This is a genomic window from Allobosea sp. LjRoot9 (assembly GCF_964252745.1).
Classification (GTDB): domain Bacteria; phylum Pseudomonadota; class Alphaproteobacteria; order Rhizobiales; family Beijerinckiaceae; genus Allobosea.
This window is the reverse complement of record NZ_CAXUPC020000015.1, coordinates 42,903-64,153: the sequence shown is the minus strand read 5'-3', so window position 1 is coordinate 64,153 and position 21,251 is coordinate 42,903. Positions and strand designations below refer to the sequence as shown.

At 61.6% G+C, this 21,251-nt stretch carries 19 protein-coding genes; 10 read left to right on the top strand and 9 right to left on the bottom strand.

Going from position 1 to position 21,251, the window contains the following annotated elements:
• The 6 genes from ACSQ3P_RS31515 to ACSQ3P_RS31490 form a co-directional block, all read left to right on the top strand.
• Positions 1-2,086: VCBS domain-containing protein (locus ACSQ3P_RS31515; RefSeq protein ID WP_436169357.1), on the top strand; the 2,086-nt coding region annotated here is incomplete at its 5' end.
• Positions 2,087-2,142: 56 nt separating this feature from the next.
• On the top strand, positions 2,143-2,517 hold the full coding sequence (locus ACSQ3P_RS31510) for a hypothetical protein (RefSeq protein WP_436169356.1): 375 nt from the start codon (positions 2,143-2,145) through the stop codon (positions 2,515-2,517).
• Between the two features lie 78 nt (positions 2,518-2,595).
• Positions 2,596-2,961 (top strand): hypothetical protein, encoded by a 366-nt coding sequence (locus ACSQ3P_RS31505; RefSeq protein ID WP_436169355.1) that lies wholly within the window; start codon positions 2,596-2,598, stop codon positions 2,959-2,961.
• Between the two features lie 125 nt (positions 2,962-3,086).
• Positions 3,087-4,532 carry a TolC family protein gene (locus ACSQ3P_RS31500; protein ID WP_436169354.1) on the top strand — a complete coding sequence of 482 codons (1,446 nt, stop codon included), beginning with the start codon at positions 3,087-3,089 and terminating at the stop codon, positions 4,530-4,532.
• A gap of 18 nt (positions 4,533-4,550) precedes the next feature.
• Positions 4,551-6,725 (top strand): type I secretion system permease/ATPase, encoded by a 2,175-nt coding sequence (locus tag ACSQ3P_RS31495; RefSeq protein ID WP_436169353.1) that lies wholly within the window; start codon positions 4,551-4,553, stop codon positions 6,723-6,725.
• A 498-nt stretch (positions 6,726-7,223) separates the two neighbouring features.
• Positions 7,224-8,036, top strand: a complete 813-nt coding sequence (locus tag ACSQ3P_RS31490) for a class I SAM-dependent methyltransferase (RefSeq protein ID WP_436169352.1) — start codon at positions 7,224-7,226, stop codon at positions 8,034-8,036.
• Between the two features lie 148 nt (positions 8,037-8,184).
• On the opposite strand, the gene ACSQ3P_RS31485 is transcribed toward ACSQ3P_RS31490, so the two are convergent.
• Positions 8,185-8,811 carry a ribbon-helix-helix domain-containing protein gene (locus tag ACSQ3P_RS31485; protein WP_436169351.1) on the bottom strand — a complete coding sequence of 209 codons (627 nt, stop codon included), beginning with the start codon at positions 8,809-8,811 and terminating at the stop codon, positions 8,185-8,187.
• Positions 8,801-10,150 carry an HlyD family type I secretion periplasmic adaptor subunit gene (locus ACSQ3P_RS31480; protein ID WP_436169350.1) on the bottom strand — a complete coding sequence of 450 codons (1,350 nt, stop codon included), beginning with the start codon at positions 10,148-10,150 and terminating at the stop codon, positions 8,801-8,803. The genes ACSQ3P_RS31485 and ACSQ3P_RS31480 overlap by 11 nt, the downstream gene beginning before the upstream one ends.
• Positions 10,151-10,321: 171 nt before the next feature.
• Here ACSQ3P_RS31480 and ACSQ3P_RS31475 point away from each other — a divergent pair, with 171 nt between their 5' ends.
• Entirely contained in the window at positions 10,322-11,314 is a 993-nt protein-coding gene (locus ACSQ3P_RS31475; protein ID WP_436169349.1) for a transglutaminase-like cysteine peptidase, read from the top strand.
• Between the two features lie 101 nt (positions 11,315-11,415).
• On the opposite strand, the gene ACSQ3P_RS31470 is transcribed toward ACSQ3P_RS31475, so the two are convergent.
• Positions 11,416-12,306, bottom strand: a complete 891-nt coding sequence (locus ACSQ3P_RS31470; RefSeq protein WP_436169348.1) for a hypothetical protein — start codon at positions 12,304-12,306, stop codon at positions 11,416-11,418.
• A gap of 52 nt (positions 12,307-12,358) precedes the next feature.
• Here ACSQ3P_RS31470 and ACSQ3P_RS31465 point away from each other — a divergent pair, with 52 nt between their 5' ends.
• Complete coding sequence (locus ACSQ3P_RS31465; RefSeq protein WP_436169360.1) at positions 12,359-12,595, top strand: NAD(P)-dependent oxidoreductase; 237 nt, start codon at positions 12,359-12,361, stop codon at positions 12,593-12,595.
• 7 nt (positions 12,596-12,602) lie between these two features.
• Here ACSQ3P_RS31465 and ACSQ3P_RS31460 read toward each other — a convergent pair whose 3' ends face one another.
• The 4 genes from ACSQ3P_RS31460 to ACSQ3P_RS31445 form a co-directional block, all read right to left on the bottom strand.
• On the bottom strand, positions 12,603-13,481 hold the full coding sequence (locus tag ACSQ3P_RS31460) for a metallophosphoesterase family protein (protein ID WP_436169347.1): 879 nt from the start codon (positions 13,479-13,481) through the stop codon (positions 12,603-12,605).
• A 76-nt stretch (positions 13,482-13,557) separates the two neighbouring features.
• Entirely contained in the window at positions 13,558-15,126 is a 1,569-nt protein-coding gene (locus tag ACSQ3P_RS31455) for an ABC transporter substrate-binding protein (protein WP_436169346.1), read from the bottom strand.
• A 70-nt stretch (positions 15,127-15,196) separates the two neighbouring features.
• Positions 15,197-16,114: an ABC transporter permease gene (locus ACSQ3P_RS31450; protein ID WP_436169345.1), complete on the bottom strand. Its 918-nt coding sequence runs from the start codon at positions 16,112-16,114 to the stop codon at positions 15,197-15,199.
• 6 nt (positions 16,115-16,120) lie between these two features.
• A complete protein-coding gene (locus ACSQ3P_RS31445) occupies positions 16,121-17,044 on the bottom strand; it encodes an ABC transporter permease (RefSeq protein ID WP_436169344.1) in 924 nt (307 codons plus the stop codon).
• A 214-nt stretch (positions 17,045-17,258) separates the two neighbouring features.
• Between ACSQ3P_RS31445 and ACSQ3P_RS31440 the strand changes: the two genes are divergently transcribed.
• Both ACSQ3P_RS31440 and ACSQ3P_RS31435 read left to right on the top strand, forming a co-directional pair.
• A complete protein-coding gene (locus ACSQ3P_RS31440) occupies positions 17,259-18,017 on the top strand; it encodes an HAD-IIA family hydrolase (protein WP_436169343.1) in 759 nt (252 codons plus the stop codon).
• Positions 18,014-18,937 (top strand): MurR/RpiR family transcriptional regulator, encoded by a 924-nt coding sequence (locus tag ACSQ3P_RS31435; RefSeq protein WP_436169342.1) that lies wholly within the window; start codon positions 18,014-18,016, stop codon positions 18,935-18,937. Before ACSQ3P_RS31440 ends, ACSQ3P_RS31435 begins: the two co-directional genes overlap by 4 nt.
• A 524-nt stretch (positions 18,938-19,461) precedes the next feature.
• Here ACSQ3P_RS31435 and ACSQ3P_RS31430 read toward each other — a convergent pair.
• Both ACSQ3P_RS31430 and ACSQ3P_RS31425 read right to left on the bottom strand, forming a co-directional pair.
• Positions 19,462-19,794: a hypothetical protein gene (locus tag ACSQ3P_RS31430; protein ID WP_436169341.1), complete on the bottom strand. Its 333-nt coding sequence runs from the start codon at positions 19,792-19,794 to the stop codon at positions 19,462-19,464.
• 221 nt (positions 19,795-20,015) lie between these two features.
• The gene (locus ACSQ3P_RS31425) at positions 20,016-21,038 is read right to left on the bottom strand and encodes a PAS domain-containing protein (RefSeq protein WP_436169340.1); all 1,023 of its coding nucleotides are present in this window, start codon (positions 21,036-21,038) and stop codon (positions 20,016-20,018) included.
• Between the last annotated feature and the right edge of the window lie 213 nt (positions 21,039-21,251).

Below are 21,251 nucleotides of genomic sequence, written 5' to 3'. Positions count from 1 at the left end.
AACCGCCCGCCCCGACACGGACAGCGTCACCGAAGACGGGCCGCTTGTCGCCGACGGCAATGTGCTGACGGGCCTGGGAGGAACCGACGTCAACGCAACGGATGGCGTTGCGGACCCCAAAGGCGCTGATGGAGCGTCGGTGGTCGCGGTCTCATTCGGCGCAACCGCGGGCTCGGTTGGAAATGCGCTGGTCGGCACTTATGGCTCGCTGACTTTGAATGCCGACGGCTCCTACAGCTATACCCTCAACAATGCGAGCTACGCCGTTCAAACGCTCGATGACGGCGAAACCCGAACCGAGGTGTTCTCCTATGTGATGGCGGATGGAGACGGCGACACATCTCCATCGACGTTGACGATTACGATCAACGGAAAGAACGACGCGCCGGTCGCCGCGAGCACCCAGGTTTGGATGTCGAGCGACCCGTCTCAGCAAACGCCCGGTTACACAAACGGATATCCCCTGCTCGCGAGCATCCCGACAGATGTCGATGTCGAGAACGTCATCGTCACCGCGACGAACGCGCCGACCGGGGTGTTCTACTGGAACGGCGCCAGCTATGTCGCCCTGGCGGCCAATACGGTGCTTTATAATCCCAGCGCCAACATCAACCTGCTCGACGATCTCGTCTATCGCCCGACCGTGGGCCTGACCGACACGCCCACGACCGTGTTGCAGCTCTCGGCGACGGACGGAACCGCGCCGGTCAACTACTCCGTCACCATTCACGAAGTCGCGCCGAACCGCCTGCCCGCGGCATCAAGCCAGATCGGGGACGGGAGCTCGCCCCTGACCTCGGGCAACGACCAGCAATCCGCGCTCGTCCTGACACAGGCTTTCGTGGATGGCATCTCGGCCAACCTTTCCGGGGCGACGATCAAGATCGCGACCGATTTCCAGCAGAACCCCATCGTGACGCCGATCCCTGCAGGCGAACAGAACCCGACCACCTTTGCCGACAACTCGAGCGCCGGCAGCGCGCGCGAGAGAGAGGTTCAGGTCGAACTCAGGATTGGCGCGAACAGGTTTGCCATCGTCGAGGACGATACGACCGCCGGAACTTTCGAGCAAAGCTGGTTCTACAACACGACCAGCCACTTGATGGAAGCCACCGTCAGCTACTCCAATATCTTCCTGCTGGATGGAGCGGGCGTGGCCACGGGCATGACCCTCGCTGCTTTCCTTGCGGCGAACCCTCCAGCCGCTGGCGATAGCTGGACGCTGAATTACTTTGACAACAATGGCGGGAATTTTCAGGCTCGCCTGGCAAGTTTCGAGTTCTTCTACAACGACCCCGGCGACCCCGGCATCCTGGTCAACGGCGACGCCACGCTCGCCGACCAGATCTATGGCACCTCCGGGAATGACAATCTGTCGGGTGGCGGAGGTCATGACATCATCATCGGCCGCGCCGGCAATGACGTTCTCAACGGCGGCGATGGCAACGACACCCTCCGCGGCGGAGCCGGCAACGATATCATCGATGGCGGCAACGGGATCGACCTGATCGACTTCAGCGATGCAAGTTCGGCCGTCAATTTCACGATCGTCCAGAGCTCCAGCGCGACCGCCGCATCGGCTCCCGGGCTTGGAACCGATAGCTATCGCAACATAGAAGGCGTCATCGGATCTGCTTTTGATGATCTGCTGACGGGCTCGTCCGGCGCTGACGTCATCATAGGCGGAGCGGGGAATGACGTTCTGTCGGGTGGCGGCGGAACGGACACGCTTTCGGGAGGTATCGGCTTCAACACCCTCACCGGTGGCGCAGCCGCCGATGTCTTCATCATCGACCCATCGAAACTGACTGCAGCGCTGCCGGATCTGATAACCGACTACAATCTGGCCGAAGGCGACAAGGTCGATCTCTCGAGCCTCTTCAACTCGCTTGGCGCCAACAAGCCGACGGACGCAGCGCAGGCCGACGCCACGATCAACGTTGTCGGCAATCAGCTTCAGGTCGACGCTGACGGCATTGGTGCGGGCAATGCCTTCGTCACAGTCGCAACGTTTTCCGCGGCACCCAGCGCGGGTCAGGTTGCAATCATCTTCGACGAAAACCAGCCTCATGTTACGGTGACCTAAGGACCAGGTGGATATCGCGCTCTGAAGCACGGTGAAAACAGTCAGGATGCAACCTAATGTCGGCTGATGACGCAACGCCGCAGGTCATTTCGGCAGTCTTCTCCATCGCCGACATTGTCGAGGACCCGTTGCCGCTTGCGGTCGTGATGGAAACCGCGCGAAGCCAAGGCTTGGATATGCAAGGCTTGGATATGCAAGGCTTGGATATGCCTCCTCCAGCCTTGGCCGAGCTGCTCGTCGATCCAGCCGGTGACGTCACATTGGCAGCCATGGGGCTGGCGCCGCCCGAAGATGGGATCTTGTCAGAGCCGTTGCTGTCGGTTGCGTTGAACCACGCTTTCGATAGCGACAATTCGGTCACGGTCTGCGTCAATTCTCCGCTGGATGGAGATTGGACGTGGTTGCCGCTGGGGCACTCGCTTGAATTGTGACAATCTTCGTGCAACTTTTATGATCGTTTTGCATGGCCGATAGGCGGGTTTCTTATGGTAAGATTCGGGAGTTTAGTCGTGGTTCTCTCGGCGCTTCTTGCGTCAGGAGCAGCAACGGCCGCGGATATCGCTTCTCATCGGCCTGCCAAAGATGCTCCGGCCACGCGCAGCGTATTACGTTTTTGTCCGGCAGGTCGCCAGTCGGCGATCGCTACATTGCCGACGCTGGAAGCGATGAGCATTCAAACTAACGAGCTTTATGAGACGTCGCTCGCCGTATACGAAAGCGATAGCACTCAATATAGCCGCTCAGTAAAAATCAAATGGGCCGATCTGGCCCGAATTACATGCGGAATCGCGTCCGGATATCTCTCTGGAGGAGAGGTCAATGTCGAAAGGCTCAGTGATTGCGAATGCAATTACGCCAGAATGAATAGATTCTGAGTGAAAAATTTTGCCTGTAATTTTATTTTAATTAGAAAAATTATAAATTTCAGACCAATTCTCGTGTGACTATCGCCAAATAAGCCAAGGGCAACTTTGTGCGGCGCAAAAATAGGTCGGGGGATATGTTGAATTCAGTTCGTAAGCCTGGACAAGCGAGATGCAGGCTATTCCTGGCCTGTTCGGCGCTGGTGGCTTTCTCGTTTGAAGCGCCGGCGCAGTCTCTGCGCGAAGCCGTTTCATTGACGATCAAAACCAATCCGCAGATCAGCCAGGCCATCGAGAACAAGGAGGCGATCTCCTTCGAGCTGCGTCAGGCGCGCGGCTTATACATGCCGCGGGTCGACCTTGAGACCTCGGCCGGGCGGCGAGATCTGGAACGGCCCGTCACGTCGGGGGTATCATCCCAGACCAATTATTCGCCAGTCGAAGCCGGAGTTACGGCGACCTGGAAAATTTTTGACGGCGGCGGCCGGGCGGCCGAAGTCGAGCGGCAGGCCTCGCGCGTCGATGGTGCAGCTACGCGGGTTTGGGAGCGCTCCGAGTTCCTCGCGCTCGAGGTAACCCGTGAATACATGGAAGGAATCCTGCAACGCCGCCTTGTCGGCATCGCAGAGAAGAACGTCTCGTTCCTGAGCGATACGCTCTCGCGCATCCGCACGAACGTATCGAGCGGATCATTGACCGATGCTGATCTGCGGCAAGGCGAAGAGCGCGTCCTGGGAGCGCGGGCACGATTGATCGAAGCCAAGCAAGAGCTCAGCGCGGCCCAGATCAGGTTTACTCGCCTGGTGGGCATAAACCTGTCGCGCCCCTCCACGCCCGGCTCGCTTGCGTCCAAACTGCCGAAATCAATTGATGTGGCACTTGGCCTCGCGGTCCGAAACAATCCGCGCTTGAGCATCTCAAATGCAGAGATCGATGCCGCCAGCGCCCTCGTCCGTGCCGCTCGCGCAAAATTGGCGCCTGAGGTCTTCCTCGAAGCCCGCGGTCGCGTCGGGCGGGACGTCGATGGCGTCGCGGGGCGCACCAACGACGCACAGGGCCGCGCCGTGATGCGTTGGAACCTCTATAATGGCGGGATCGACGAGGCCAATATCCAGGAGCAAACCAAACGCGTCTCCGAAGCCCAGTTTGCCCGCGACCAGGTTCTTCGCGAAGTTCGTGAAGCGGTCAAACTCTCCTTCGATCGCAGGTCGCGCCAGCTGGAACTTTCGGCGGCTTTGGACCGTCAGCTTTCCGCCGGCAACCGTGTGGTATCCGGCTACAATGAGCAGTTCGCGGTTGGCCGCCGCTCGCTTCTGGACCTTCTCGATGCGCAGAACACCCGGTACAATGCCGAGGTTCTGCTGGAGACGGCAAAGACATCGGCGCTGTTCGCCGAGTATCGGATCCTGGCGTCAACGGGACAACTGGTTAAATCTCTGGGGCTGGCTCCCTCCGCGCATGCGACGACCTATGCGCGCGATGACGCAGGTGTGCCGCCAACAGAGTCCGCGTCTCGGCTTCCGCAACGTTCTCCCCCTCCGGCCGGTGCCCGGCCCTGGCTGCCCCAGGGGGCTCTCCAGTGAGCTTGCAGCGAGATCTGATTGAAAGCGACCTTGTCATCTCTTGAAACGGCCGTAGAGGACGCTCTCAATCCTTCTGGCGCCTCGCCGTTATCTGACGACCTTCTGTTCCTATGCTTGCAGAGGGCTGCCGTTTTATTCGAGCGACCGAACTCGCACGCCATCCTCATGGCAGGCCTCCCGCTCGATCCGGCAGGTTTCACGCAGGACCTGATGGTGCGCGCCGCCGCGAAGATCGAGATCGGCGTGACCTGGATCAAGCAGCCGATCAACGAGCTCATCGCGGCAGATGCACCAGCGATCGCATGGCGACTGGATGGCAGCCCGCTCCTGATAGAGCAGATGCGGGATGGCGGAGAGATCGACATCTATCTGCCGGAGCGCAAAAGCTCTTGCGTCGTCAAAACCCTGCTCGATCTGTCGCTTCAGGAAACCCTGGCCTCGCTGAGACCGAGCGGGCAAAGGCTTGGGCTGAAAGGCGCGGAAAACCAGCCTCCGCACTGGTTTTGGGGCAACCTTGCCCGCTTCTGGCGAACGCATGGCTACATCCTTTTAGCGACGGTCATCGTCAATCTACTCGCATTGAGCACGCCGCTTTTCACGATGAATGTCTATGATCGGGTCCTTCCCAACAAGGCCTTCACAACATTATGGGTGCTGTCTGCCGGCGTGGTAATCGGACTTATGTTCGATTTTGTTTTGCGGGTCGTCCGAACAAACCTGATCGACTACGTCACACGCCGCATCGATTTAAGCATCTCAAGCAGCATGATGGAGCGCGTACTCAATACACGCTTCTCGTCGCGCGCGGCCACGACCGGCGCCATGACGCAGCGATTGAATGAGTATGAATTCATCCGGGATTTCTTTGCCTCCAACACCATTGTCTTCCTGATCGATATCTTTTTTGCGATCATATTCGTTGCCGTCATTGCCTGGATCGCCTGGCCTCTGGCCTTTGTACCCGTGGCGGTTCTTGCGATCATGATCGTCGTCGGGCTTGTGATCCAGAAGTTGATGGGCAATGAACTGGCGCGCGCACGCTATACCCAAGCGCAACGGCATTCTCTCATGGTGGAGATGCTTTCAGGGCTCGAGACCATCAAGAGCCTGGGCGCCGAAGGCGCCCTGCTGCGAAAATGGGACATGATCTCGCGTGAGGCCTCGTTCTCATCCGAGCGCATCAAGGCGCTATCGGCCTACGCCGCGACCATTGCCTATGCGATGCAGTTCCTGACGACTGTCAGCATCATCATGATCGGAGCCTATCTCTTCGACCTGTCCATGATCACCGTCGGTGGCATCATTGCCTGTTCCATGCTGGCAGGGCGTGCCGTTGGCCCCGCCGGCCAGCTCGCCATCAGCCTCACCCGCGTGCGCCAGGCCTTCTCCGCGCTGGATTCGCTCGACGGCGTCATGAACCTGCCCGACGAACGGGTCGACGAGCGGCTTCTTGTCGCTCGCGATATCGAGATGGGCCATATCGAATTCCGCCGTGTCGGCTTCCGCTACGAGGCGGCTGGGCAGGCCATCCTCGAAGGCTTCAACCTGACGATCAAGCCCGGCGAGCGGGTCGCAATCCTGGGTCGGGTCGGTGTGGGCAAGACGACTCTCGGGCGTTTGCTGATCCGCCTCTATGACGTCGCCGCCGGCGATATCCTGATCGATGGCGTGGATATCCGGCAATATCACCCACACGTCATTCGTCGTCGGATTAACTTCATCGGCCAGGAGGCCGATCTGTTTCATGGCACCCTGCGAGAAAATCTATTGCTCGCCAGCCCTGAGAGCTCCGATGCCGAGCTGGTAGCGGCTGCCAAACTCGCGGGGGTCGACGAGTTCGCGGCGCGCCATCCCCAGGGCTATGCACTGCCGGTGGGTGAACGCGGCGGGCTCCTCTCAAGTGGTCAACGTCATATGGTGGCGCTGGCACGGGCTTTCTTGCGTCGCGGCAAGGTCCTGTTCCTCGACGATCCCACCAGCTCGATGGACATGGCGACCGAGCGGCTCTTTGTGGCAAGGCTGCGCGCGTCGCTGACCCCTGAAACCACGCTCGTGGTGACCACGCATCGCAACGCCGTGCTGTCGCTGGTTGACAGGATCGTGGTCATTGAAGGCGGCCAGGTGGTCGCAGACGGCCCGCGGGACGCTGTGCTGCAGCGACTTGCCAGTACGACGGCCGCGGCGGCGGGCTGATCTGCGTCGCAGGGCGCCCTTGCGCAAAAATCCAAGCAGTCGGCGCGGCCTCATGACGCCCAACCATGCCTCAATCGACCCAAGCTGGAGCATTTTCGAGCGAAGTGGACACCGGTTCGCGTGAAGAAAATGCGTTAAAACAAGGAGGTAGAGCATTTCCGTGATTCAGAGAAACGCGGAAATGCTCTAGAGGCCGTTATGGCTTGATGACCAGCCGCTCAAGATCGGTGGGCGCGTGGCTTATGATGAGACACCCGTTTGAGAGCTTGCCCGTTTGGGAGCTTGAATCATCCGCCTGGGCGCTATTATCACCCCGCCACGGCTGTTACGGTGGATTTCGATAGTCCGACCTATGTCGGCTGTCGCTGAGCGATAGCCGACATAACCCCATATGCTGTTGGGCGCCTTCCGCTCGAAAGCCGCCCAACGCACATAATCATATGCTGGTCTTGCATATGCTGGTCTCGCGAGCCTTCAAACCGACGGCGGGGGATGGCAATGTTGGAAACGGACAAGGTATTCGCCGGCTCGCTTCCGGAAAACTACGACCGCTATATGGTGCCGTTGATTTTCGAGCCGTTCGCCGCAGATCTTGCGCGACGAGCAGCGTCCTTGTCGCCAAGCGCCGTATTGGAAATCGCCGCGGGCACCGGGGCCGTCACCCGCGCATTGGCGCCAAAACTGTCCCCCAGCGCAAGCTATGTTGTCACCGACCTGAACCAGCCGATGCTCGACTACGCCGCCTCGCGGCAAGCTCCCGACAGCCGCATCACATGGCGCCAGGCGGATGCTTTGGCGCTGCCATTTGAAAATGCGGCCTTCGACCTCGTGTGTTGTCAGTTCGGCGCAATGTTCTTTCCCGACCGCATATCTGCCTACCGGCAAGCCAGGCGCGTCCTGAAGCCCGGCGGACATTTCCTGTTCAACGTCTGGGATCGCATCGAGGAGAACGTATTTGCCGATGAAGTGACGCATGCTCTCGCAAGGCTTTTTCCGAACGATCCGCCGCGTTTTCTGGCGCGCACGCCGCATGGCTACCACGACACAGCCCTGATCCGCAGCGAACTAGAGGCCGCAGGTTTCTCCCATGTGGCGATCGAGACGAGGGCCGAGCAGAGCCGCGCATCCTCGCCGCGACTTCCAGCCATTGCCTATTGCCAGGGAACGCCCCTTCGCAACGAAATCGAGGCCAGAGACGCTGGGCAACTGGACGCCGCAACCGACTACGCCACATCCGCAATCGCTGACAGACATGGCAGCGGCGAGGTTGCTGCCAAAATTCAGGCTCATGTCATCGTGGCTGTATTTTAGAGCGTTTTCTTCACGCGAACCGGTACCCACTTCGCTCGAAAACGCTCTGGAGCAATTTCCGATCCAATTGGATCGTTCAACCGCTCCAGCTCTTTGCTTTGACGCGCTTTCTTCACGCGAACCGGTACCCACTTCGCTCGAAAACGCTCTAGTTTACGCCCTCGACGCTGCGCACAACGCACATGAATACCGGTTTTTCTCCCGTGGGGTCGATGACCGACGTGTTCATGATGCCGCTGATCTTCCGAGCGGAGGAGCGAAGCGTGAAGGGAACGCCGATCGCGCGATGCGGGTCGACCGTCAGCAGCGCGATCAGCCGAGCCGGGGGCACATTCAGCCTGAGCGTCAGCTCCGGGTTCGTATCGCCTTCACTTTGCAGGCGCCCATCGAGAAGACGAGCGAAAGGCAGGTTTTGCGCGATAACCTGCTGCTTATCCGTCATCGCGACGGCAGGTGCTGGAATGGCGGACAGGATCCCACGGATCGACGACAACAGGATGGCATAGTGTCTGTCGCATTCATCGAGGAGCCATCTGACGACGGCAGCGCGAAGGAGGGAGGTCTGGTTCTCTCCCGCATGGTCGGCGAGCACCATGCTGATCAGCTGACTCAGCTTGACCGACTGCCGGGCGGCCATCTGTTCAAGGCTGGTCCAGAACGGCTCCTCAAGAGCAAAGATGTGTCGCCTGCCCCCGAATGACAGGATGCGCGTTCGGCGGGCAAGCGCTCTGCCGGTCGTCAGTCCGTTTTCGCTCGGTAAAGCCTCAGCGCTCACGCAAAGCCTCGCGCCAGGCGCGGTTGATCGGCTTCAGAAGATAGGTCAGAATCGACTTGTGCCCGGTGATGATGTCGACATCGGTGATCATGCCCGGAATGATGGGAAACTCGACCCCGCCCCGCTTCAGTGCGGCTTCATCAGTCCTGACGATGACAGCGTAGAAATTCTCCTTGGCATTGCTGTCATAGAGGCTGTCTGCCGAAACGTGCTCGACTGTGCCGGACAGCCCGCCATACTGAAAGAAGTCGTAAGCCGTCACCTTGACTATGGCGCGCTGGTTGAGAGTTATGAAGGCGATATCGGACGGACGAATGCGCGCTTCGACCAGCAGCTTGTCCTCCAGCGGAACGATTTCGACCACCTTCTCGCCGGCATTCAGGAACGCCCCCACCGTCGTGATCGGAAGGGCGTTGATGATCCCCTCGACCGGCGCCCGGATATCGGTTCGCGCGACACGCTGCTCTGCGCCGCGCAAAGTCTGATCGATCACGGAGAATTCGGATTTGCGAGTCGTCAGCTCGCCGGCCGCTTCGCGCCGGGACTGGATGACTTGCTCATCGACTTGCAGCTCTGCTTCCAACAAGTTCGATTTGAGCCTGACGAGCGTTTCGGTTCCCGTGGCAACCTGGCCGCGGAATTCGACAAGCTGCCGCTCCACGCGCAGTGATTCCATTTGTGAAACCAGATTGCGGCTCACCAACGGACCGACTAGCCGCATCTCGCGCTCGGACAGCTTCAAGCCCTCGGCATAGCGGTTCATGTTGGCGACGGTTTCGGCGATCTCCTGGCGGCGCTGCTGGACGCGCTGGCGAAAGACTTCAAGCCGCGTATTCAGGTTTTCCTTGCGCAGCGCCAACAGGCGCTCCTCGTTCTCACAGACGGCGATTGCGGTCTCAGCTACGCGAGGCGGACATTGATAAGGTGTATCCTGACCTGATGCCTCGATCTCCAGACGCGCAATCTGGGCGCTGAGCGCGCGCGCCTGTGCCTCGACTTCGTTGGCGCGTGTGGCATTCGGCGTATCCTCGAGGCGCATCAGCAGATCACCACGGTGGATGCGCTGGCCAAGCCTGACAGGGATTTCGCGGACGACGCCGGCCTCAGGCGTTTGAATCACTTGTACGCGGCTAGACGGAATGACCCGGCCGGAGCCGCGAGTGACCTCTTCGAGCTGGGTCAGGCCGGCCCAGAGCCCCAGCAACAGCATGAGCAAGCCAACGAAAAGGACCACCAACTTCGCCAGTCTCGGCACTGCCTCGCCGCGCTGGATTTCGCCAAGCCCGGTGCCTGTGGTCGGCTCCGTAAGCCAGCTGTTGAGATACGAGAGAAGTCTCATGGTCGATATGGTTTCCGCTACGTGAGCGATCTTATCTCAAATTAGATCGATTCAAATAGATTCCCTTTGCCTTGGTGAACTTCAGAAGCCCGATCTCTCAAATTTTAGGTATTTCCGCAGCCCGCTAGCGACGAGAGCGGCCTCCCAATGCGTCTGCAAGGGGAGGCAATCATGCAGTCGAACTGGCGACAAGGTATCCGGGCCGCGCTGACATTGGTCGGCGTCGTCTTTGCGATGCAAAGCCAGCCGACGCGCGCCAGCATCGACCCGGCTGATCTTTCGGAAAAGCCTGCCCTGCTCGCTGAGAACGGAACAACGGAACCGGGAAAAGTCCTGACGCGCTTCATGTTGCAGGCCAATGCGATGCAGCCATTGTCCACACCCTGGAGCGCCCCTGAGACAACAGGCTCCAGCAACAACCTTGTCGATGCACCGCTTCTGGCTCCCAAGTGGCAGAAGAGCAGTGGCATTCAGTTCGCCAACGTCTTGTATCAGCCATTTCTGCCTTTCCTTCAAAATCTGCCGGGAATGCTTCAGCAGCAGCCTCCGGTTAGCTCGGACGGCATTCCCAAGCAGGTATTCGGATCGGTGGCGATCTCGGTCTCGAACTCGATCCACGCCGGGAAATGGAAGCAAATCCTGGCGGAGCAAGGGGACAACCTCCTGAAGGCTCCCTGTGAAACGCTGCGTCAAGGCTGCTCCAATCCGCGCCTGCAACGGGCTCGAGAGGTTGTCCGCGAGGCGCGCGGGCTGGATCGCAATGCCAAAGCCCGCCTCATCAACCGTTTCGTCAACGAAACGATCCAATATATGACGGATATTGAAAACTATGGCGAGCTCGACCACTGGGCCACATTGGCAGAGACCCTGAACAAAGGCCGCGGCGACTGCGAGGATATTGCCATTGTCAAAATGTGGATGCTGAAAGCCTCTGGCGTTGACAGTTCAGACCTCTATCTTTTGATCGGCAAGCATATCAAGCTGCATCAGGATCATGCGATCCTGGTGATGAGGGCTGATACGGATCAGAATTTCTACCTCGATAATCTTAGCAACAAGATCATTTATTCCAACGCGGAAGTATCCATGCAACCGCTGCTTTCCTATGGCATTCGCGGTACGTGGCTGCATGGCTACCAGAAGGCACGCCTCGAGGCCAAATGAGCCTCAAGAATCAATGCCGCATTAAGCTGAGAGAAGACGAGATCTTTGATCTCATAATGTGAATTAAAACTACAGATTTTGGGCCGCAGATAAGTAAAATACTATTTACCCGTAAAATTCTTTAGCAGCGCAGCCAGCATTTCTGTAGACGCCTTCCCCTTTTCAACGGTTAGAACAACAGCCTTGTTGTTCCGATCGACCAGCCGAAAATCAAGCCAAGGCGCGGACACAATGCGGCGCTGATTATTGGCTAAATCGATAGGGTCAGGGGACAGCTCCACCCTGTCTGCCCCGGCGGTTGTCATGGCTATGCGGCCTAGAAGCGGCTCGCCTTCCGTGGCGCCCGAGCGCCGAGCGCGCGGCATCTCGGTCAGCGCCAGGCGCCCCTCCATCTTGGGGGCCGAAGCAACCAATTCGATCGCCAGGATTTTCGAAGTTGAATCGACCTTGAATGCCAGGTCGACACGCAGATCAGTCGTATCGATTTGGATAGTGACTCGCACCAATTGTGTTTCGCCGCTAAGATCAGCACTCCAGACTGCCTGGCCTTGACGAATGATCGGGAACTCTGGCTCCGCCTCATTGTCGCTGATCAGTCCGGCGCGGGTCGTCGATGGCTTTGTCAGCCCAACGCTACGAGCGACCGCTGCCGGCATGGACGTAGCCGGCATCCAATTGGAATGCAGATTGTCCCGGTTGAGCAGGAAGGATTGATCGTAGATCAAAACCGCCCGCTCAGAAAACCTATGGGCGAATTTCTTTCGACTCTCAATGAGTTGGGACAGTGGATTGCAAGCGAGGAAGCTCTTGCAGAATAACAAGTCGGCGAAAGCACAGCATTGAACGATGGGATTTGGAGGCTGCTTTACTTCTGCCAGAGCCTCGCTTCTGGCCTCAAGACCAAGCGAGGCCTGCGCCAAGATGAAGATAGCAGCGAGTTTACGCACGCCTGCAAAATTGGCTCTCTGGAAAGCGGCTTTGGTTTCCGACATGCGTAACATTGTCGACTGATCCAAAACGTCGTTATCTTACAAACTGTAACGCATTTGTACTTATTATACCAGTCGTAGAACCGCCCTAGAGGCGGCGCTGATCGCCGCGCTCGACAGCGGCCGGCTGGCGCATGCGGGGCTCGATGTCTTCGAGCAGGAACCGCTGCCGCCATCACACCCCTATCTGCGGATGGACAGCCTCACTTTGACGCCGCACGCCGCCTACAAGACGACGGAGGCCTCGCTCAGGCTGATCGAGCGGGCCCTGGAGCAGATATCGGCCGCCTGAACGCAGCCTATTCCGCCGCCAGCGCCAGATGGCGCAGGCGCAGTTCGGGATGCTCGTGGAAAGGCTGCAGCGGCGTCATCCAGCGGCGCAGGGTCTCCCCCGCCTCGACCCGCGCCGAGAACGGGTCCTTGCCATGGACGGTCCAGGTGATCGTCTCGTCCAGTTCGAGCAGGCCCCAGGAGCCGGCCGGCTCCGGCAAGGTGGTGAAGCTCTCGGTCAGCGATTGCAGCGTCAGATGCGGAATGCCGTCGACCGTCGTCAGCGTGTTCCAATGGACATGGCCGGAGAGGCAGACGACCGGGACATTAGCCTGCCGCAGCACGGCGCGCGCCCGCTCCGCGCCGGGATAGGTCGAGAATTCGGGATTGCGCTCGAAATAATAGTTCCCGGTCTGGCCATGACCCGAGATCGGGACATGGCTCATGATCGCGAGCGGGCGGTCGGCGGCGTTCACGGTCGCGGCGAGCCAGAGCAGATCGGCCTCCTGCAGCACGAAGCCGCCGGGGCGGTGGATCTTCGAATCCGCGGCCCAGAGCACAAGCCGCCAATCGCCGAGATCGATGATGCGATGTCCCAGCTTCTGGCCCAGGATCGCCTCGTTCTCGGCGACGCTGAGATGGTCGCGGTCATGATTGCCGCAGAGATGGAAGCGCGGCGCGGCAATGGCCGAGAAGGCCTCGGCGACCTCCTGCTCCAGCCGCAGATCGGTCGCATGGTCGCAATCGGAGATGCGGTCGCCAAGATCGATCACGGCGTCGGGCCTGGCCTGCGCGACGAAGCGGCGGAACTCCGCCAGCAATGGCAGGGCGTGGGCGCCCATCTTGGTGAAGCTGTTCTCGCCGTGATGGATATCGGCGACGAAGGCGAGGCGAAGGGCTTTGGCCATGACAAGGCTCACGATTGCGATGGGTTGAGAAGAAGAGGAGGAGGAGCCGGCGCAGGCCGGCCCCTCCCGGATCGGCTCAGCGGGCCGCCAGCGTCACGCGGCCGGCGCGGAAATCGAGCACATAGGGGATGTGCCCGGGCAGCGGCCGCCAGGCGAGCGAGCGCTTCATGCCGTAGGATTCATAGGGCTGGTAGAGCGGCAGCACCGGCGGGTCGTTCTTGATCATCTGCATCAGCCCGGCATAGGCCTGCTTGCGCTCTGCCAGATCAGTCGAGTAGCGGAACTTCTCCCACAGCGCGATGTAGGCCTCGTCGGCCTTGAAGCGGCCTTCCGAGGCGGAGTTGCCGGTCGGCGCCCACATGATGCCGAAGGAGCCGGCGGGATCGGGGAAATACATCGGGTTCGACCAGTTGCGCGCCATCATCGAGGGCTCGGAGCCGGTCCATTGCTCGGTGACGTTGAGCTGGGTCTTGACGCCCACAGCGCCCCACATCTCCTGGATCGCCTGCGCGGCCAGCAGGCCATTGGTGTAATAGGCGGCCTGGGTGTCGAAGCGGATCGGGAAACCGTCATAGCCCGCCTCCTTCAGCAGGGCCTTGGCCTTGGCGGGATCATATTCGAAGGTGTCGAGCTCCGGCATGTAGAGCGGGCCGAACTGCGCGAATGTATGCGAGCTCGGCACCTTCGCCTTGCCGAACCAGAGCGCCTCGTTCAGCGTCTTGCGGTCGATGGCGTAGGACAGCGCCTGGCGCAGCTTCGGATTGGCCATCTTCGGGTTCTGGGTGTTGAAGATGACGACGTGGAAGAGCGGCGTCTGCATGCCCTCGACCTTGAGCTTGGCATCAGACGCGATCGGATCGAGCTGGTCGGGCGGGATATTGGTGATGAGGTCGACCTCGGCGTTCTTCAGCGCGGTCAGGCGGCCCGAGAGCTCCGGAATGCGCTGGACCGTGACCTTCTGGAACGGCGCCTTCTCGCCCCAGAAGCCGTCATAGCGCTCATAGACCAGCTTCTGGTTGGGGACGAATTCGGTGATCTTGTAGGGGCCGGTGCCGACGGGCTTGAGCGCAAAGGCCTCGAAATCACTGGGCTCGGCGACATTGGCATCGCCCGTCAGGGCCATGACGTATCTCTTCGGCACGATCATGCCTTGCTGCACGTTGAGCAGGGTCTCGAACAGCGGCTCGGGCTTGGTGGCGGTGATCCGCACCGTCTCGGCGTCGACCGCCTCGACCTTGGCCATGTTGGGCAGCGTGTCGCGCTTGCGCACGGTATAGGGCGGGAAGGTCGAGTTGATGATGCGGTCGAAGGAGAAGACCACGTCCTCCACCGTCATCGGGTCGCCATTGTGGAAGGTCACGCCCTGGCGGATCTTCAATTCGATCTGCGTCGGCGAAACCTGCTTCCAGCTCGTGGCGATGCCGGGCTGCCAGACGCTCTCGGCGCGGGCCGCGTCCTTGCCGATCAGCGGATCGAAGGCGTTGAAGTAGAATTGCGAGCCGACATTGGAGAAATCGCGGCCGGGATCGAGCCAGGGCGCCATGTTCTGCACGCCGACCTTGAGCTCCTGTGCGGCGGCAAGCCCGGTGAGCGCTGTGGTGGCGAGCGCTGCGGCGAGCGCGGTCTTCATCAAGGTCTTGAGCATGGTTTCAGCCCTTTCGAGACGAGCGGGAGAGGAAGAGGCGTGGCAGGCGGGTGTGAAAGGCAGGCGGCCGTCAGCGTTCGCGCAGGCGCACGTCGAGATGGTCGCGCAGGAAATCGCCGAGCAGCATGGCGGCTAGGCTGACGAGCACGATCAGCAGCGCCGGCACCGCCACGATCCAGGACGCGGACGCCATGTAGTCGCGCCCCTGCCCGACCATGGAACCGAGCGTCGCTGTCGGCGGCTGCACGCCCAGGCCCAGGAAGGAGAGCGCGGATTCGAGCAGGATCAGGTTGGAGAAGTTCAGGCTCGCCATCACCACGATGGGCGAGACGATGTTGGGGATCATGTGCACGGTGGCGATGTGCCAGCGCGTCGCGCCCGCCGCCCGCGCCGCCTCGACGAAGGGCAATTCCCTGAGGCCAAGCACCTGGGCGCGCACCAGCCGGGCGAAATGCGCCCAATAGGCGATGCCGAGCACGCAGATCAGCACCGCGACATCGGTCCCGGCCAGCGCGATGACGAGGAGCGCGACGAGCGTGAAGGGCAGCGACAGCATGATGTCGACGAAGCCCATGATCAGCGCATCGGCCCAGCCGCCGAACAGGCCGGCGACGAGCCCGAGCGAAACCCCGAGCGCCAGCCCGATCAGCGTGCCGAACAAGGCAAGCGCCAGCGTCAGCCTGAGGCCATGGAGGCAGCGCGAGAGCAGGTCGCGACCGAGCTGGTCGGTGCCGAACCAATGCGCCGGATTGGCGCGCTCGAAGCCGATCGGCGGGCGCAGCCGGGCGAGCAGCTTCTGCTGGTCGGGCTCGAAGGGTGCGAGCGCCGGCGCAAACAGCGCGAGCAGGACGAGGATGAGCGCGAGCAGGGCAGCACCTGCGACGAGAAGGCTGACGCCCGCCGGCCAGGCGAAGCGCCCGCGCGGCTTGGGCCGCGGCGGAAATGCGATCTTGGCGTCGAGGGCATTGGCATCGAGGATATCGGTCATGATCGCTCAGGCTCCAGCCAGGCGCACGCGCGGATCGACCAGCGCATAGGTGAGATCGACCACGAGATTGACGAGGATCACCGCGCTCGCGACGACGAGGACGCCGAATTGCAGCACCGGGTAGTCGCGCTTGATCGTCGCGCCGACCAGGAGATCGCCGACCCCGTTCCAGGCGAAGACGGTCTCGACCACCACCGCGCCCGAGACCAGCGTGGTGATCTGCAGGCCGAGCACGGTGATGACCGGGATCAGCGCATTGCGCAGGCCGTGCTCGAGGATGATCGCGCGCTCGGACAGGCCCTTGGCGCGGGCGGTGCGCATATAGTCCTCGGAGAGGACATCGAGCATGGCGTTGCGGGTGTAGCGCACCAGCGCCGCAACGAAATAGGCCGACAGCGCGATCGTCGGCATGACGTAATGCAGCAGCGTGCCGGAGCCGGCGCTGGGCAGCCAGTGCAGCGTGTAGGAGAAGATCAGCAGCAGCAGGATGGCGAGCACGAAATTCGGGATGGCGTAACCGAGGAAGGCCGCGAAGAGCACGCCGCTTCCGCCCGGCCGGCCGCGCCAGATCGCAGCCAAAATGCCGGCGGGCACGCCGACGCCGATCGTCAGCGCCAGCGTTGCGACCAGGAGCGAGGCGCTCTGCCAGAGTCGCTCGGTGAAGATCGTCGCGACCGGCCGCCGCTCCATCAGGCCGAGGCCGAAATCGCCCGAAAGCAGCGAGCGCCAGAACAGCCAGTATTGCTCGACGACCGTGCGATCGAGCCCCCAATAGGCGATCATCTCGCGCCGCGAAGCAGCGTCGAGCCCTTCCGGCATCAGGAAGTCGATCGGGTTGCCGGTCAGGCGGGTGGCGAGGAAGACGACAGAGACGATCGCCCAGAGCGTGATCGCCATCCGCAGCACGCGGCCGGTCAGGAATTCGAGCATGTCTTCCCCCTGCCTGGGCTGCCACGGACATCGCATTCACCGCCTGGCTTCCGCTCTAGGCTTTGCTGCCCTGGGCCCTTGCTGCGATGGCAATGTGGTGGCAGCGCTTCATGACAGGACGATGAACTTAGCTCAGTAAATATCAGATTTGACACTGAGCTTATCTCAGTTCATGGATTCAAGTATCCGGCCGGCAGATTTTGAGATTCGCGCGATGGGCTCGCTTCGGGATGTTCACGGTTATCTCGTCGATCTCGACGGAACCCTGGTGCGCGGCCAGCAGGCCCTGCCGGGCGCGAGCGCCTTTCTCGAGGCGCTGGAGGGCCGTTTCGTCATCGCCTCCAACGACGCCGAGCATACGCCGCTGGAGCTATCGCGCGGCCTGAAGCGGCTTGGCCTGGCGGTCGCTCAGCGCCGGATCATCCTCGCGGGAACCACTGCGCTCGACGAGATCGCCCGCCGCCTGCCCCGCGCCCGCATCTATATGATGGCGAGCAAGAGCCTGATGGCCCATGCGCGCGACCAGGGGCTCGTGCCGGTGCAGACACGACCCGACATCGTCTTCCTCGGCCGCGACCGGCAGTTCTCCTATGAGCGCCTGACGATCGCGGCCAATGCGGTGCGCGACGGCGCCGAGCTCGTCGCCGCCAATCCCGACCTCGTCCATCCCGGCCCCAATGGTGCAATCGTGCCGGAGACGGGCGCGCTGCTGGCCGCTCTCATCGCCTGCACCGGCCCGGTGCCGCACCGCGTCATCGGCAAGCCCGAGCCCGCCTTGTTCGAGGCCGGGCTTGCCCTGCTCAAACTGCCCAAGCGCGCCGTCATGATGGTCGGCGACAATCCGGCGACCGACGGCGAGGGTGCGCGGCGCTTCGGCCTGCGCTATTTCGAGATTCGCGACGGGGTGTTTCCGCTCCCGGGAAGCGCCCCGCCCCAGCATGAAAGCATCGGCCTATTGGCCTTGAGCGCATGACGACCGCGAAGCCCGCCTCCAAATCTGCAGAGATTCGCAAGCCCGCGGAGATCCGCAAGAGCCCGTCATCCTCCGGTCTGGAGGGCGCGCTCGATCGCCTGCAGGCGCTGCGCGCCAACCTGCCGCCGACCGCCGCCCGCATCGCCGATTTCTTCATCGCCCATGCCGGTGAGGTGGTGCACATGTCGGTCACGGAAGTGGCCGAGCGCACAGGCGCCAGCGAAGGCAGCGTCATCTCGCTGTGCCAGCAGCTCGGCGCGCGCGGCTTCCAGCAGGTCAAGATCGCGCTGGCGCGCGATCTGGTGCAGCCGGTCCAGTTCATCCATGAGGATCTCGCCCGCAGCGACGACACCGGCACGGTGATCGAAAAGATCTTCCGCAGCGATCTCCAGGCGCTGCACGACACCATGAAGGCGCTCGACACCGGCGCGATGGAACGGGCCGTCGCCGCGATCCTGAAAGCGCGCCGCGTCGAGCTCTACGGCATCGGCAGCGCCGCCCCGATCGCAGAGGACGCGAATTACCGCCTGCTGCGCATCGGCGTCGAGGCCAAGGTGGTGGTCGATTCCCATGTCCAGGCGATCAGCGCCTCGCTGACCGGGCCGGATGTGGCTGTCATCACCATCTCCCATTCCGGCAGCACGCATGAGACCGTGACGGCAACCAAGCTCGCCAAGGAGGCCGGCGCGACGACGATCTGCATCACCAATTTCGGCAAGTCGCCACTGCTGGCCTATGCCGATATCGTGCTGCACACCATGGCGCGCGAAACCCAGTTCCGCACGGAGGCGATGACCAGCCGCATCGCCCAGCTCGCCATCATCGACGCGCTGATCGCCTGCCTGTCGCTGGCCGATTACGACAAGGCCCTGGCGACGATCGGCAAGACCTTCGACGTGCTCTCAACCAAGCGATATTGAGGTTTCCGGGCCGCCCTAAGGCTTGCCGTCTTTGCTGGGAAACACGCCGTCATTCCGGGGCGGCCCGCAGGGTCGAGCCCGGAACCCAGAACCGCAGATGGCAACGATATGAGCGTGGCTGATGGCGGAGCCCGCTTCCCAGCTCTGTCGGTTCTGGGTTCCGGGCTCTACGCGGAGTTTATCCTTGGGCCGACCAAAGGTCGGACCCGAGGGCGTAGCCCCGGAATGACGGCCGTGGCTCCAATCAAATCAACAGGCTAACGGCGTTCCCGCTGGCGGATCAGCCGGCGGTGGCCACGCCAATGCCGGGAGCGACCAAGCGGGCGCAGATCCGCCCGCAGGACCAGCAGGGATTTGTACGGCCGCGCTCCAGTCCGTGGCTCGCGGTTGCTGCCGTCGATAGAGCCGAGCCGATGGCGCGGCCGGAGCCAGTGGAGCCCACCCGACACCGAGCCCGCTTTTCCGGGTTTGAGCTCCGCTATGCCCATTGAGCGCAACGCCCGCCCCCGGCTCGCGAGCCTTTGCTAAACCACCTGTGAACGCTGCTGCTCCTCGCGCACCTCATCGAGGATCGTAAAGCCCGTCCTGGCCATCACTCCGGCCTCATGAGCGACGATGTTCAGGACATCCGCGAGCGAGCGCAGGCCGCTTTTGCGGGTCAGGCTCGCCAGGGACTGCGCCAGTTCGGCGACATAGTCCGCCGTTTCGCATTGCGCCTGAGACAGCATCGCCAGCCCGTGCAGCTCGTTGCGCGCCACAGTCGCATTTGCCGACAGCCAGGCGGCAATGCCGGCCTCGTCACCATGCGACCGCGCCTCCGTTGCGCCAGGGTGCTTCTCCAAGGATTTCGTCACCATGTCAGTCCCCCGAGTGGCTGCTTTGTTGAAACGACAACAGCCTACGAGACCAAGCTAGGCACAGGATATTGATGAGCAATTTACCATCTTTGCAGCCCGCTCATTCCATTCAGGACCAATTTGAACAATTTTTGTGTCTAATCTTTGCTCAGAAATACACGCTAAGCGCGAAATTTGCTCGCCATGCGGTCGGGCGCGATCGCGCTGGCCATATGCCGGCCTCAGGCCGGGCGCACCGCCGGCTTACCATTTGGCGGCGTGACAAAATCTGCGCCCGCGCGCACGAGAGCGTGATGGATTTTTTCAACCGCGCTCGCATGCGAGCCGACGAAGCCGTCGAATTCCTCGATCCTGCGGATGGTCGAGACGGCTACGCCCGTCGCTTCCGAGAGCTGCTTCACCGACCAGTTGACGATGCCGCGCCCGCCGCGAATCTGGGCACCGCTGAGCCCCCCTGTCGCGCAGCTTGGCGCAGGCCACTCCTTGCTGGCATGGATGTCGACGCAGCCGCCGACCCATTCGGTGATCTCGCCGGCATCGTCACGGACCGGGACGCTGCGCGCGCGCACCCAGCGATAGCTGCCGTCGCGCAGGCGGACCCGCATCTCGATCTCGCAGACCCGGCCAGCTGCAAGCGCCATGTTGCGCTCGGCGACGACGCGCTCGGTATCGTCGGGATGGAGCATCGCGATCCAACCCCAATCGCGGCTGTGGTCGGGATCCTGCCCCGTCAGTTCCTGCCAGCCCTCGAGCCATTCGATCCGCCCATCCGGCCCGGCGCTCCACCAGACCGGGGTGCAGGCCGCAGCCATCGCATCGAAGCGTCGCTGGCTAGCCTTGATCAACTGCCGTGCCTCGTATTCGGCGGATACGTCGAGGAAAGATCCGACCAGACGATGCGGCCTGCCGCGGTCGTCGAGCAGAAACTCGGCATTGACCCTCACCCAGCGCAATTGCCCTTTCGGGTTGAGGATCCGGATATCGCGGTGGAGCGGCATGGCGTTGCGCAAGCTCAGCTCGATCTCGGCCCGCGGGCCGAGATCGGCCGGGTGAATCAGCGCGTGGAACATCTCTTCGGACGGCTGGTGCGTTGCCGGATCGAGCCCCAGCAGCCGGAACATGCCAGGCGACCAGCGCACCTTGCGCGACGGCAGCGCCATCGAGAAAATGCCAAGCGGAATCCGCTCCTCGATGAAACGCAAGGTTTCACCGAAGCTCTCGTCTTCGTTGAAGAATGCCAGCATTGGACCCCCCGATCCAGTGTCGACGCGCTTCGCGGCATCTGCGCCGCAGATACTCGGTCTCGAATCAATCACGACAACACCACTTTAGAACAATGCTAAAATTGGCGGTCAAAGATAGATAGACCCCTGATTGAGCGGTCATCGGCTATCGTAACATAAGCAGAGCCTGTCCGTTCCATTTTGAATCGTCAGGAGCACCTTCCGGTTTCCGTA